Genomic DNA, 13,385 nt, shown 5'->3' with positions numbered 1-13,385 from the left:
GCGAGGGCGGAGCGGCCCCTGGCGGGTCATCATGCTTAATCGGACGTTAAGCTGCGCCGCCGCATTGATGGCGCCAGGGGATGGGAGGCTGTTTCGCCTTCATTCGGGGACGTTCCATGGATCGCCGCACACTGATCGTTTCGGGCCTGGCCACGCTGGGCGCCGCCGGGGCCGCCAAGGCCCAGGAGCCGGGCCAGCCCGGCCCCTACCAGACACCGAACTATCCGGCCGCCCCGCCGCCGTCTCCGGGCCAGAATCCCAACTATCCGGCCCCGGCCCCGGCCGAGCCCTTCTCCCGCGAGGAGATGGTCAACAACGTCTCCGACTTCCTGGGGGTGACCGCCGAGGCCGCCGGGGGCGCCATCGAGCGGGTGTTCCGCGACAATGGCCGGCCCACGGCCTATATCGCCGGCCAGGAGGCCTCGGGCGCGATCTCGGTCGGCGCCCGCTACGGCAAGGGCCTGCTCTATATGAAGAACCGCGAGCCGCTGGAGGTCTTCTGGCAGGGCCCGTCGGTGGGCTGGGACCTGGGCGGCAACGCCAGCCGGGTCTTCACCCTCTGCTACAATCTCCAGTACCCGGAGATCCTCTTCCAGCGCTTCCCGGGCGTGGAGGGCTCGGCCTATCTGGTGGGCGGGGTGGGCGTGAACTACCTACGCTCCGACGAGGTGATCCTGGCCCCCATCCGCGCCGGCGTCGGCCTGCGGCTGGGCGCCAACATCGGCTATCTCGGCTTTAGCCGTAAGCGCCGGGTCTGGCCCTTCTAGGGACGGCCGGCCTCCTAGTGCTTGTCGGTCTTGGAGGCCAGCAGGTCCATCAGGGCCAGCATGACGCCGGAGACCACGAAGGTCAGGTGGATACCCACCAGCCAGGCCAGGGTCCGGTCGGGGATCGGCTCGTTCTCCGACAGGCGCATGAAGGCCCGCAGCAGGGCGATGCCGGAAATCGCCACGATGGAGGCGATCAGCTTCATCTTCAGGCCCGAGAAGTCCACCGTCCCCATCCAGGAGGGGCGGTCCTCGTCGTCGCCGGTGTCGATCTTCGAGACGAAGTTCTCGTAGCCCGAGAAGGTGACGATCAGCAGCAGGTTGCCGGCCAGGGAGAGGTCGATGAGGGAGAGCGCCATGAGGATGGCCTCCTCCGGGCTCATGGTCGTGATGTGCTGGAACTCGTGCCAGGCCTCGTTGAAGAAGACGATGACCAGGCCGGCCAGGGCCAGGATCAGACCCACATAGAAGGGCGCCATCAGCCAGCGGGAGCGGAACAGGGCCGTCTCCAGCCAGCGTTCGAGGACGGGCTTGGGCTTGGCGTGGCGCGGGGCGGTCGGGGGCGTGGTCATGCGCAAGGTATGGGATGGCGCGCGGGGGGTTTCAAGCGCGCACCCCGGGTGTCATCCCGGTTTCCGCGTGAGCGGAAGACCGGGACCCAGACGCGCTGATCTATCCTGCAAGCCCCGCGCATCTGGGTCCCGGACAACGCTTCGCGTTTCCCGGATGACATCGAGGGCGGAGCTAGCTCCGCAGCTTCGCGCCCACGGCCTTGTCGGCGGCCGCCACGATCCTGGCCGACAGGGCCTCGATCTCCGGCTCGGTGAGGGTCTTCTCGCGGGGCTGGAGCAGGACCTCGATGGCCACCGACTTGGAGCCCTCGGCCACGCCGGCCCCCTGATAGACGTCGAAGACCCGGGCGTCGGCGATCAGGGCCTTGTCGGCGGCGAGGATCGGGCGGACCAGGTCTCCGGCCGCCACCTCGGCGCCGACCACGAAGGCGAAGTCGCGGCTGAGCGGCATGAGGGCCGACAGCTCAAGGGCCGGCCTGGTCTTGGTGGACTTCCTCTTGCCCTCGGGGAGGGCGTCCAGGTTCAGTTCGAAGGCCACCAGCGGGCCGTCGACGTCCAGCGCCTTGAGCACGCGCGGGTGAAGTTCGCCGAACTCGGCGACGATGGTCTTGGGGCCAAGCTGCAGGCGGGCCGAACGACCCGGATGCCACCAGTCCGACGTGCCGCCCTGGACCAGCTGCAGGTTCGGCGCGCCGATCTCCTCCAGGATGGCCATCAGGTCGGCCTTGAGGTCGAACAGCGGATCGGTCCTGGCGCCGTCCCAGCGGCGGGGCGGGTGCGGGGCTGTCAGGGCGGCCAGCACGGTCACCTGGTCCTGCGGCTCGTCGCCGCGATAGAGCGGGCCGATCTCGAAGGCGGCCAGGTCGGGGAAGCCGCGCCGGGCGTTACGGCCCGCCGCCTCGATGAGGTTGGGCAGGATGGACGGCCGCATGCAGTCCAGATCCGAGGCGATGGGATTGGTCACCACCAGCTTGGGATCGCCGCCGCCGAACAGTTTCGCCGTCGCCTGGGCCGTGAAGCTCCAGGTGATGGTCTCGGCATAGCCGCGGGCGGCCATGGCGCGGCGCGCCACCCGGACCCGGCCCTGGCGCACGGTGAGCACGCCGCCGGCGGCGGGGGCCAGTTCGGGCAGGGGCGTGGCGGGCAGGGCGTCGTAGCCCTGGATGCGGGCCACCTCCTCGACGAGGTCGGCCCTGCCCTCCACGTCGCGGCGCCAGGAGGGCGGGGTGACCTGGTCGCCGGCGACTGCGAAGCCGAGCCTGGTGAGGATCTCGTCGATGCGGGCCTCGCCGATATCCAGGCCCGACAGCTGCTTCACGTAAGCCCGGTCGAAGGTCATGGCGGTGGGCGGCGTGGGCGCCTCGCCGGCCAGGGTGAGTTCCGAGGCCTCGCCGCCGCAGAGTTCGAGGATCAGCCGGGTCGCCAGCTCCAGGCCGGGGACCAGGGACTGGGGATCGACGGTGCGGGCGAAGCGGTACTGGGCGTCGGAATTGATGCCGGTGCTGCGGCCTGTCTGGGCGGTCAGGATCGGGTCGAACCAGGCGCTTTCCAGGAAGACCTCGGTGGTGGTCTCCGAGCAGCCGGTGCTCTCGCCGCCCATGACCCCGCCCAGGCCGATGACGCCCGAGCCGTCGGCGATGACGCAGATGTCAGGGGTGACGGCGTAGGTCTTGCCGTCGAGGGCCGCGACCTCTTCGCCCGAGGCGCCCATACGGGCCTCAATGAAGCCGCCGGTCAGCTTGGCGGCGTCATAGACGTGCAGCGGCCGGGCGCGGTCGTAGGTGATCAGGTTGGTGATATCAACGAGGGTGTTGATGGAGCGCAGGCCGATGGAGGTCAGGCGCTGGGCCAGCCAGGCCGGGGAGGGTCCGTTCTTCACGCCGCGGATCAGCCGGCCGGAGAAGGCCGGGCAGGCCTCGGGCGCGGGCAGCCTGATCTCGATGGGATTGGCGAAGCTCCCGGGGACCGGGGCGATGGCGATGTCCTTCAAGTCGCCCAGACCGGCGGCGGCCAGGTCGCGGGCGATGCCCACCACGCCCAGCCAGTCGGGGCGGTTGGGGGTGACCTCGAAGTCGATGACGGCTTCCAGGCTCAGCGCCGTGGCGGCCGGCGTCCCCACCGCCAGGTTGTCGGGCAGGTCCATGATGCCGTCAGACTCAGATGCGGCCTCCAGCTCGGAGGCCGAGCAGAGCATGCCGTTGGAGACCACGCCACGCACCGGCTTCTCCACCAGCGTCACGCCCAGGCCCGGCACATAGGCGCCGATGGGGGCGTAGATGGTGGTCAGGCCGGCCCGCGCATTGGGGGCGCCGCAGACGATCTCCTTGCGGCCGTCGACGGTGTCCACCTGGCAGACCCGCAGGCGGTCGGCGTTGGGGTGCTGAACCGCCTCGACGATCTTGGCGACCGTGAAGGCGGCCAGCTTGGTGGCGGGGTCGGCGACGTGCTCGACCTCCAGGCCGGCCATGGTCATGGCGTCCACCAGTTCGGAGGCGGTGGCGGTGGTGTCGAGGTGCTCGCGCAGCCAGGAGAGGGTGAACTTCATTGGTCGGCTCCTTCGCCGAGAATCTCGATCAGGCGGAAGCGCTCGCACCAGAGCAGCATGTCTGGGGCGTAGGTGGCTTCGCGGACGAAATAGTCCTCATGGACGGCGGCCCAGTGGGCACGGCTGAGGTCGCCCTCGCCCTCCTCCGCGGCGAAGGTGGCGTCGACCTCGTCGAACCGGCGCTGGACCAGTTCCACCGACTCGATGATCGCGCGCGGGGCGCCCGCGCCGTCCTGAACCACATAGCGTGCGCCGGGGGCGCTGCCCTTCAGTCCCTGGGAGGCGGCCCAGCAGGTGGCGGTCTTCTTGCCCGCCAGGACCAGGGCCAGGAGTTCGTCGGCCATGGCGGGGCTGTCGCCGAACATGAAGTGCTCCAGGCCGGCCAGGTCGGTGAGAGCGGCCATCAGCTGAGCCCCGTCGCCGGGTTCGGCGCGGCGAAGGCCGAGAAGCCGTAGTGCTGCAGCCAGCGGACGTCGGTGGCGAACATGTCGCGCAGGTCGGGCATGCCGTATTTCAGGACGCCCAGCCGGTCGACGCCGCAGCCGAAGGCGAAGCCCTGCCAGACGTCGGGATCCAGGCCGCAGTTGCGGAGCACATTGGGATGGACCATCCCGCAGCCGAGGATCTCCAGCCAGTCGGTTCCCTGCCCGATCTTCACCTCACCGCCCGAGCGGTCGCACTGCACGTCCATCTCGGCGCTGGGCTCGGTGAAGGGGAAGTGGTGCGGACGGAAGCGGGTGACCACGTCCGGGGTCTCGAAGAACCGGCCGAGGAAGGTCTCGAGCGTCCACTTCAGGTGGCCCATGTGGATGGCCTTGTCGATCACCAGACCCTCGATCTGGTGGAACATCGGCGTGTGGGTCTGGTCACTGTCCTTGCGGAAGGTGCGGCCCGGCACGATGACGCGGATCGGCGGCTCCTGGCCCGTGGCGATCCAGGGGGCGGCCGGCTTCTGGTTGGTGCGGTTCATGACGCGCACCTGCACGGGACTCGTGTGGGTGCGCAGCACCTTGCGTTCGCCCTGCTCGTTCTCCGGCAGGAAGAAGGTGTCGTGCATCTCCCGGGCCGGATGCTTGGGCGGGAAGTTCAGGGCCGTGAAGTTGTTGAAGTCGGTCTCGATGTCCGGCCCCTCGGCCAGGGCGAAGCCCATGTCGGCGAAGATGGCGATCATCTCGTCCATCACCTGCATGGTGGGGTGGACCCCACCCTTGCGGCGCGGCGGCGCCGGCAGGGAGAGATCGACGCGTTCCGACGCCAGGCGGGCGTCCAGCTCGGCGGCCTCCAGGCCCGCCTTGCGCTCGGCGATGGCGGCGGCGACCCGGTCGCGCAGGCCATTGATCCGCGGGCCCTGTTCCCGGCGCTCGTCGGGGGACATGGCGCCCAGGGATTTGAGCAGGTCGGAGATCGCCCCGGACTTGCCCAGGGCCGAGACCCGTATGGCCTCCAGGGCCTGAAGGTCGGTGGCGGCCGCGATGGCGGCGGTGAGGTCGGCTTCGAGTTTGGCGGTCATGACACGGCGTTCTTAGAGGGGGTGACAGGGCGCGGGAAGAGGACAGCAAAAAGCCCTCCGGCGGTTCGGCCGAAGGGCTTTGAATGCTTTAGGAGCCAAGGGCTCCCGGGCCTCAAGCCAGAGCGGCGCGAACCTTCTCAGCGATGGCCTTAAACGCAACCGGGTCGTTGCCCGCGATGTCCGACAGGACCTTGCGGTCGATCTCGATCCCGGCCAGGTCGAGGCCGTGGATAAAGGTCGCGTAGGTCAGACCCTCGATGCGGGCCGCGGCGTTGATGCGCTGGATCCAGAGCGAGCGGAAATTACGCTTGCGGACCTTGCGGTCGCGATAGGCGTACTGACCGGCGCGGTCGACCGCAGCCTTGGCCGTGCGGATGGTGTTCTTGCGGCGGCCGTAGAAACCCTTGGCCTGCTCAAGAACCTTCTTGTGACGGGCGTGGGCGACAACGCCCCTTTTAACGCGTGCCATGTGTCAGTGCTCCGATCAAAGGCCGTAGGGCAGGTAGGACTTGATGGTCTTGACGTCGGACGACGACATGACCTTCGTGCCACGGTTCTGACGGATGTACTTGGCGCTGTGGCTCATCAGCCGGTGGCGCTTGCCCGCGACGCCGGCCTTGATGAGGCCAGACGCAGTGATTTTGAAGCGCTTCTTGGCGCCTGACTTGGTCTTCAGTTTCGGCATTTCTCTGCGGAGCGTGAGCCCCGTCCTCTGGCGTATTGATGAACCGTCCTGGCATGCCATTGGGCCAGACGGTTCCGAAGGGGAGGGCGAATACGCGAAAGGGTGCGGGAAAGCAAGGGTTTGAGTCCCGGCGCCGCGCGTTCATACCCCTGTCGACACGGAGCGAAACCCCATGGCCCGCCAAGCCGCCGCCAAGCATCCCGCCAGAAAGCCCCGCAAGCATCGGCCCATGGTGATCGGGGCGTTCCTGGCCCGTCCGCGGCTGCTGGCCTCGTTCGCCGTGGGCCTGGCGGTGTGGCTGGCCTGCGCCAGCCTGACGACGTTTCAGTGGAGCACCAGCGCCATCTTCGGCTGGGACGCCACGGCCCTGGTCTTCATCGTCGCCCTGATCGCCTTCATGATCGGAAAGTCGCCGGCGGACATCCGCAGGCAAGCGTCGTCGCAGGACCAGGGCCAGGGCATGATCCTGGCGGTGGTCGTCCTGGCGGCGGCCTTCAGCATCGCGGCGGTGGGGGTGGAGCTCTCAACGGCCAGGGGTGGCCACGGCCTGGAAAGGGCCGGCCGCGTGGCGCTGGCCTTCGGGACGGTGGCGGCCTCCTGGTTCATGGTCCACCTGATCTTCGCCCTGCACTACGCCCACGAGTACTACGCCCCCGAAGCCGAACCGACGGGCAAGGCGGTGGCGGGAGGCCTGGCCTTTCCGGGCGGAGAGGAGCCCGACTACTGGGACTTCGTGCACTTCTCGACGGTGATCGGGGTGGCGGCCCAGACGGCCGACATCGCCTTCACCTCAAAGCCCCTGCGGCGGATCGGCACGATCCACGGGATCGTGGCCTTCACCTTCAACACCGTGGTGTTGGCGCTCACCATCAACCTGCTGGCGGGATTGTTCAGCGGAGGTTGAGGGGCCGAGAGGCCGATTTTTGAACCACGAACCTCACGAACCACACGAACGGGAGGGCCGCCGTCGTCGCTGCCATGAGGACAGCCGCTGCGCGGCGCCGGGCCGCGCGCACGCCCACGCAGCCGCGCGTTCGTGTCGTTCGTGAGGTTCCTGGTTCCTCTTCTTTATGAAGCGGGCGGCTGCCCATGCGGCAGGCGCTTGATCACCTGCAGGGCCAGGATCACGGCGGGCACGATGAGGATGGCGGTGAGCGCGAAGGGCGCGCCGGGGGAGACCAGGCTGAAGAGCTGGCCCGCATAGATCGGGCCGCCGATCCGGGCCAGGGCATTGTTGGACATGTTGAGGCCCAGCATCTCGCCCTGGCGGTCGGGTGGGGTGGACTTGGAGATCAGCCCCACCAGGTTGGGGAAGCAGATCGACTGGCCAAAGCCGACGATGGCCAGACCGAGCACCGCCTGGGCCGGGACCTGCGAGGTGAACTGCACCAGCATGCCGACGAACATCAGGCACAGGCCGGCGATCAGCACCCGCGGCTCGCCGAAGCGGGCCACCAGCCAGCCGGTGGCGATGCCCTGGCTGAAGGCCCCGATCACCCCGATGACCATGAAGGCCAGGCCGATCTCCCGAGGCCCCCAGCCGAACTTGGCGGCGGTCCACAGGCCGTAGGTGGCCTCGATGCCCGCGAAGCCCGAGACGATGACGAAGGAGATGATCAGGACCCGGGCGATCACCGGATGGGCGAAGGCCTCGCGCAGCGCCACCTGACGGCCGCGCGGGCGCACGTCAGGCGTACCCGGCCGGGTCTCGCGCACGAAGAAGAAGACGCCGGCCGCCGAGGCCAGGCCAAGCGCCGCGGCGGCGAACAGGGGCAGCTGGAAGCCGATTGGGCCGAGGCTGGGCTGGGCCAGCAGACCCCCCAGGGCAGGTCCGGTCATGAAGCCCATCGAGAAGGCCGAGCCCATCACCCCCATGCGGCCGGCGCGCTTCTCCGGGGGGGTGATGTCGGCCATGCAGCCCTGCAGGGTGGAGATGTTGCCGGCGAAGAAGCCACCGGCGAACCGCGCAACGAAGGCGAACAGGATGTTGGGGGAGAAGGCGAGCGCCACATAGGCCAGGGCGCTGACCGCGATGGTGACGATCAGCACCGGCCGGCGACCGACCCGGTCCGAGAGCCGGCCCCAGAAGGGCTCACCCAGGAACTGGCCGAAGGAGAACATCGAGAACAGCAGGGCGATCTGCCAGGCCGGCGCGTCGAAGGCCTTGCCGAAGAACGGCAGCAGCGGGATGACCACCCCGAAGCCGGCGATGTTGAGGAACACCACCGACAGCAGGATGATCAGGGCGCGGAGGTCCTGCTTTTCGCTCGGGACGCTCGCGCCGGGCGGGGTCATGGCTCGGGCTTTGGCGGCTCGCTCAGGAGCCGCGACCTGCGGGTCGCCGACAGCGCCAGCAGGATGGCCGGCGCCACCACCAGGGCGCCCAGGATGAACGGGCCGTCCCGCATGACGGGCACCATCAGGCCCGCGCAGACGGGTCCCACCACCCTGGCCAGGGCGCCGGTGGCGTTGTTGAGGCCCATGATCTGACCCTGCCTATGGGGGTCGGCGGTGCGCGAGATGATGGCGCCCACATTGGGGAAGGCCACCGACTGCCCGGCCGCGGTCAGGCACATCAGGGCGATGGTCATGGGGCCGCTGACGGAGAAGACCTGCAGGGCTGCGGCGACCGCGGTCATGCCCATGCCGATGGACAGCATCACCCCCTCGCCGAAGCGCTCGGACATCTGGCCGGTGACCATGGTCTGGAAGAAGAAGGCCGTGGCGCCGGTGAAAGCGAAACATACCGCGATCTCGCGCGGGCCCCAGCCGAAGCGGGCCTGGGACCAGAGGCCAAACTGGCTCTCGATGCCCGTGAAGGCGAAGCCCACCAGGAAGGTCAGCAGCATCATGCGGCCGATCACCGGATGGGTGACGGCCTCGCCAATGGCCGACCAGCGGCTGGGGCGATGGCTGATGCCTTCCTCGCGGACCCGGCTTTCCTTGATGAAGATGGTGATGGCCACGACGCACAGCGCCGCCAGGCCCGAGGCGATGAACAGCGGAATGCGGAAGCCGGCCGGGCCCATGCCGGTGTGGGCGAAGAAGCCCCCCACCGCGGGGCCGATGATCAGGCCGACATTCCAGGCCGCGCCCTGATAGCTCATTTGGCGGGCGCGCTTCTCAGGCGGGGTGACGTCGGCGATATAGCCCTGCACCACGGCGCCGTTGCCGGCGGCCAGCCCGCCCACCAGGCGGATGGCGAAGGCCGCCCAGATGTTGGGGGCGAAGGCCAGCGCCAGGTAGCAGAGGCAGTTGCCGATGATGGTTGAGATCAGCAGCGGCTTGCGGCCGTACTTGTCCGACAGTCGGCCCCATAGGGGTTCGCCGAAGAAGGCCCCCACCGAGTAGGCGCCGAAGATCGCTCCGATCTGCCACGGCTCGGCGTCGAAGGAGTCGGCATAGAAGGGCAACAACGGGACGATGATCCCGAAGCCCAACATGTTGATGAAGATAACGGCGATCAGCGACGCCGCAGCGAAACGCGGCGCCGGGGCCTTATACGGCTCGGACTGGGACATAATGATCCGGTGTTAAGCTGGACCGATCAGGGCGTAAAGACCCAGTGTGACGCTGGGTTGTCGCAGTTCACCTGGGGGCACGAAAAAGCGGCCGCCCCTGGGGGACGGCCGCTTCAAATCGTTTGCGGCGATCAGACCTTAGCGCGGCGCCAGGATCATGATCATCTGGCGGCCTTCCATGCGGGGCTCGTACTCGACCTTGGCCACCGGCTCGAAGTCGGCCTTCACCTGCTGGAGCAGCTTCATGCCAAGTTCCGGGTGGGCGAGTTCGCGGCCACGGAAGCGCAGGGTGACCTTCACCTTGTCGCCCTCTTCGAAGAAGCGGTGCATGGAGCGCGCTTTGACTTCGTAGTCGTGGATGTCGATGTTGGGACGGAGTTTGATCTCCTTGATCTCCACCACCTTCTGCCGCTTGCGCGCCTCGTTCTTCTTCTTCTGCTCCTGGAACTTAAACTTGCCGTAGTCCAGGATCTTGCAGACGGGCGGATCGGCATTCGGCACGATCTCGACCAGGTCCAGACCCGCTTCCAAAGCGGCTTCCAGAGCGGAGGAGGTCGGCATCACGCCCTGTTTCTCACCGTGCTGATCGATGAGCAGAACCTTGGGGACGCGGATGTCTTCGTTGATGCGCGGTCCGTCTTTGACGGGCGGCGCCTGCATGGGGCGGCGAATAGGCTTTTGCTCCGTGAGCTATTTCAAGGCGAACGCGCCGGCCACGCAATGCGCTCCGGGGTCGTTCGGACAGTATATGACCTTGCGGACCCTCGCGATCAAGCGCCGCCGGGGGCTGGGGCCAAAGCATTCGCCGCCTGTGCGACGCTCGCCACAGCCAGATCGCCCAGATTATCGGCCTGCAGCACCGCCACATGGCCGCGCGGAGCCGACAGATTGGGGTCCGAGGCCCGCGAGAACAACACGATGGTCGGCGCGCCCGTGGCCGCGGCCAGGTGCAGCGGTCCGGTGTCGTTTCCCACCACCAGGGCGGCCTTGGCCCCCAGGATTGCGATGCGGGCGAAGTCTGTGCGGCCGGTGAGGTCGCGGGCCTTGCCGACATAGCGCTGGATCTGGCGGGCCTCGGCGCTCTCCTGGGGGCCGCCCAGGATGACGATGTCGAAGCCGCGGTCGTAGAGGATCTTGCCGAGCTCGCCGTAGCGGTCGACGGGCCAACGCTTGTCCAGCCGGTGGGCCGAGCCGCCGGGGATAAACAGCACATAGGGCCGGGGCATGACGCCGCCGGCCACGGGGCGCTCCTGGGGCGCCTTGCGCAGCACCCAGGACAGGTCCGGCGGCGGGGCGCTGCCGGGCTCGGTCGGCGCGTCGGGATAGATGCCCGCATACTTCAACTGGTCGGCCTGGCGCTCCAGGGTGTGCATGGAATTGCGGTGGGGATTCTTGTGCGGCAGGGCGCAGCCCATGGCGATCCCCGACCACTCCGGCGGGAAGGGCCGCAGCATCTGGAAAATGCGGTTGGAGGCCGAGGAGGTCTGTAGGTCGTAGACTCGGTCGTACTTGGCCTTCTTGATCCGGCCGCGCAGGGCCAGCCAGGCGCCGGGGCCGTTGGGTTTGCCGTCGGTCTCCACGGCGTTGAAATAGGGTGAGCTCTTGGCCAGGCCCTCGAACTGCGGGGTGGTCAGCAGGGTGATGTGGGCGCGTTTGTGCGCCTCGCGAATCTTCTTCATCGCCGCCAGGGCCAGGACGAAGTCCCCCAGGGCCGACAGCTTGATCACCAGGATCTTCTTGATCTCACGCGCCATGGGCCCTCGCCGTCAGCACGCGTTCATAGGCTTCCATTGTGGCCGCGCACATGGCCTCGGCGGAATAGAGCTGGCGGGCGCGGGCCGAGGCCAGCTCGCCCATCCTGCGAAGTTCGACAGGCCCAAGCTCGATGGCGTGGGTCATGGCGGCGGCCCAGGCGCTCGCGTCGCCGGGCGGGACCAGCCAGCCGGTCTTGCCGTCTAGCACCGTCTCGGTGGCGCCGCCGTGGCTGGAGGCGATCACCGGGCGCCCCATGGCCTGGGGCTCGACGGCGGTGCGGCCGAAGGACTCCGGGACGGTGGTGGGCAGGATGGCCAGATCGCAGACCAGGCAGGCGGCCGGCATGTCGTCACAGTGGCCCACCAGCTTGACCTCGGCGGTGAGGCCCTGGTCGCGGATCGAGGTTTCCAGTTCCTCGCGATAGTCGGTGCGGCCCTGGTCGTCGCCGGCGAAGATGATCAGGAAATTGGACCGGCCCTGCGCCTTCATCCGGGCGGCGGCCTCGATGATGGTGGGGTGGCCCTTGATGCGGGTCAGGCGCCCGCCCAGCAGGATCTTCACGCGGTTGTCGGTGGGGGCGATCCCCCAGGCGGCGCGCAGATCGGCGATCCGCTCGCGGGTCACCCAGGCGGGGTTGAAGCGGTCCAGGTCCACGCCGCGCGGAATGGTGACGATCTTCTCCGGCGGGAGGTCATGCTCCCTCAGCACGTGGTCGCGGGTGTAGTCGGAATTGGCGATCACCAGATCGCCCCGGGTCATCACCGCATTGTACCAGCGCTTCAGCTTGGTCTTGGCGTTGTAGATGCCGTGATAGGTGGCCACGAAGGGCGTCCCCGTCGCCTGGGCCGCCCACAGGGCCGAGAAGGCCGGGGCCCGGCTGCGGGCGTGGACCAGGCTGACCTTCTCCTTGCGGATCAGGTCCACCAGGCGGGCGGCGTTGCCCAGCATCACCAGCGGGTTCTTCGACTGCACCGGCATCTGGGCCAGGCGGCCGCCGTCGGCCTCCAGGCGCGCAGTCATGCGACCGCCGCGGGTGGCCACCAGGGCCTTGCCGCCGGCGCGCACCACCGCATTGGCCACGTCGATCGTGGTCTGTTCGGCGCCGCCGGTTTCCAGCTCGGGGACGACCTGCAGCAATGTGAAGTTGGGAGGCAGTGTCACGGCCATCTGCATAACGCACTGCGGGGGCGCGTAAAGCCCGTCGCACGCTGACGGGCCTCCTCGCACGGGCTATTGATCAGCCATGAGCGAAGAGACGGGTTTCCTGGCGCGGCCGGACGGCGAGCGCGTGGCGTGGCGGCGCGTGGCGGGCGAAGGTCCCACCGTGGTCTGGCTGGGGGGCTTCCGCTCCGACATGGCCGGGACCAAGGCGGCGGCGATCGCGGACTGGGCGCAGGCGCGGGGCCGAGCCTATGTCCGCTTCGACTATTTCGGCCACGGCGAGTCCAGCGGCGACTTCGCCGATGGGACCATCACCCGCTGGCGCGAGGATGCTCTGGCGGTGATCGACGACCTCGCCGCGGGACCGCTTGTCCTGGTGGGCTCCTCCATGGGCGGCTGGATCAGTTGCCTGGCCGCCGCCGTGCGCGCCGACCGGATCAAGGCCCTGGTGCTGATCGCGCCCGCACCCGACTTCACCGAGAAGCTGATGGCGCCCGAGATCGACGCCGCCGGCCGCGAGGCCCTGGCGCGAGACGGCGTCTGGCTGCGGCCCAGCGACTATGGCGAGCCCTATCCGATCACCGCCAATCTGCTGGAGGACGGCGCCCGCTGGTCGATCCTGCCGGGCCCCGTGCCGATCACCGCGCCGGTGCGTATCCTGCAGGGCGGGGCCGATCCCGATGTTCCCTGGCGCCATGCCCTGGAGCTGGCCCAGGCGCTGAACAGCGACGACGTGGTCTTCAGCCTGATCAAGGACGGCGACCATCGGCTGTCGCGGCCTGCCGACCTCGCCCGGCTGCTGGCCGCGCTCGACGAGGTCTGTCCGGACTGAGACGCGGCGTGTCCGGACAGGTCTTTGATTGCCGTGC

At 68.7% G+C, this 13,385-nt stretch carries 14 protein-coding genes; 3 read left to right on the top strand and 11 right to left on the bottom strand.

The annotated features are described in order from the left end of the window. Nucleotides 1-116: 116 nt before the first annotated feature. The gene (locus Q7J39_RS19940) at nucleotides 117-767 is read left to right on the top strand and encodes a DUF1134 domain-containing protein (protein WP_304829603.1); all 651 of its coding nucleotides are present in this window, start codon (nucleotides 117-119) and stop codon (nucleotides 765-767) included. A gap of 14 nt (nucleotides 768-781) precedes the next feature. On the opposite strand, the gene Q7J39_RS19935 is transcribed toward Q7J39_RS19940, so the two are convergent. The 6 genes from Q7J39_RS19935 to rpmI all read right to left on the bottom strand — a co-directional run bounded on the left by Q7J39_RS19935 (nucleotide 782) and on the right by rpmI (nucleotide 6,079). Next, nucleotides 782-1,339 (bottom strand): TIGR00645 family protein, encoded by a 558-nt coding sequence (locus Q7J39_RS19935; RefSeq protein WP_304829600.1) that lies wholly within the window; start codon nucleotides 1,337-1,339, stop codon nucleotides 782-784. A 172-nt stretch (nucleotides 1,340-1,511) separates the two neighbouring features. Further along, a complete protein-coding gene (gene pheT, locus Q7J39_RS19930) occupies nucleotides 1,512-3,884 on the bottom strand; it encodes a phenylalanine--tRNA ligase subunit beta (RefSeq protein WP_304829597.1) in 2,373 nt (790 codons plus the stop codon). Next, nucleotides 3,881-4,288 carry an ASCH domain-containing protein gene (locus tag Q7J39_RS19925; RefSeq protein ID WP_304829594.1) on the bottom strand — a complete coding sequence of 136 codons (408 nt, stop codon included), beginning with the start codon at nucleotides 4,286-4,288 and terminating at the stop codon, nucleotides 3,881-3,883. The genes pheT and Q7J39_RS19925 overlap by 4 nt, the downstream gene beginning before the upstream one ends. After that, nucleotides 4,288-5,394: a phenylalanine--tRNA ligase subunit alpha gene (gene pheS, locus Q7J39_RS19920; protein WP_304829591.1), complete on the bottom strand. Its 1,107-nt coding sequence runs from the start codon at nucleotides 5,392-5,394 to the stop codon at nucleotides 4,288-4,290. The genes Q7J39_RS19925 and pheS overlap by 1 nt, the downstream gene beginning before the upstream one ends. 112 nt (nucleotides 5,395-5,506) lie before the next feature. After that, a complete protein-coding gene (rplT, locus tag Q7J39_RS19915) occupies nucleotides 5,507-5,863 on the bottom strand; it encodes a 50S ribosomal protein L20 (protein WP_293497045.1) in 357 nt (118 codons plus the stop codon). Between the two features lie 15 nt (nucleotides 5,864-5,878). Continuing rightward, nucleotides 5,879-6,079, bottom strand: a complete 201-nt coding sequence (gene rpmI / locus Q7J39_RS19910; protein ID WP_215342450.1) for a 50S ribosomal protein L35 — start codon at nucleotides 6,077-6,079, stop codon at nucleotides 5,879-5,881. A gap of 172 nt (nucleotides 6,080-6,251) precedes the next feature. Between rpmI and Q7J39_RS19905 the strand changes: the two genes are divergently transcribed. Next, nucleotides 6,252-6,983, top strand: a complete 732-nt coding sequence (locus Q7J39_RS19905; RefSeq protein WP_304829587.1) for a DUF1345 domain-containing protein — start codon at nucleotides 6,252-6,254, stop codon at nucleotides 6,981-6,983. 164 nt (nucleotides 6,984-7,147) lie between these two features. Here Q7J39_RS19905 and Q7J39_RS19900 read toward each other — a convergent pair whose 3' ends face one another. The 5 genes from Q7J39_RS19900 to Q7J39_RS19880 form a co-directional block, all read right to left on the bottom strand. Beyond that, nucleotides 7,148-8,374, bottom strand: a complete 1,227-nt coding sequence (locus Q7J39_RS19900) for an MFS transporter (RefSeq protein ID WP_304829584.1) — start codon at nucleotides 8,372-8,374, stop codon at nucleotides 7,148-7,150. Further along, on the bottom strand, nucleotides 8,371-9,600 hold the full coding sequence (locus Q7J39_RS19895) for an MFS transporter (protein WP_304829581.1): 1,230 nt from the start codon (nucleotides 9,598-9,600) through the stop codon (nucleotides 8,371-8,373). Before Q7J39_RS19895 ends, Q7J39_RS19900 begins: the two co-directional genes overlap by 4 nt. 138 nt (nucleotides 9,601-9,738) lie before the next feature. Next, complete coding sequence (gene infC, locus Q7J39_RS19890) at nucleotides 9,739-10,260, bottom strand: translation initiation factor IF-3 (protein ID WP_304829578.1); 522 nt, start codon at nucleotides 10,258-10,260, stop codon at nucleotides 9,739-9,741. A 110-nt stretch (nucleotides 10,261-10,370) separates the two neighbouring features. Beyond that, complete coding sequence (locus Q7J39_RS19885) at nucleotides 10,371-11,354, bottom strand: glycosyltransferase family 9 protein (protein WP_304829575.1); 984 nt, start codon at nucleotides 11,352-11,354, stop codon at nucleotides 10,371-10,373. Beyond that, complete coding sequence (locus Q7J39_RS19880) at nucleotides 11,344-12,516, bottom strand: glycosyltransferase family 4 protein (protein WP_370690120.1); 1,173 nt, start codon at nucleotides 12,514-12,516, stop codon at nucleotides 11,344-11,346. The genes Q7J39_RS19885 and Q7J39_RS19880 overlap by 11 nt, the downstream gene beginning before the upstream one ends. A gap of 82 nt (nucleotides 12,517-12,598) precedes the next feature. On the opposite strand from Q7J39_RS19880, the gene Q7J39_RS19875 reads away from it, so the two are divergent. Beyond that, nucleotides 12,599-13,348 (top strand): alpha/beta fold hydrolase, encoded by a 750-nt coding sequence (locus tag Q7J39_RS19875; RefSeq protein WP_304829570.1) that lies wholly within the window; start codon nucleotides 12,599-12,601, stop codon nucleotides 13,346-13,348. Nucleotides 13,349-13,385 lie beyond the last annotated feature (37 nt).

The organism is Phenylobacterium sp. (genome assembly GCF_030651185.1).
Classification (GTDB): domain Bacteria; phylum Pseudomonadota; class Alphaproteobacteria; order Caulobacterales; family Caulobacteraceae; genus Phenylobacterium.
Note: the sequence above shows the minus strand (reverse complement) of the source record. Positions and strands in the feature narration are given on the sequence as shown.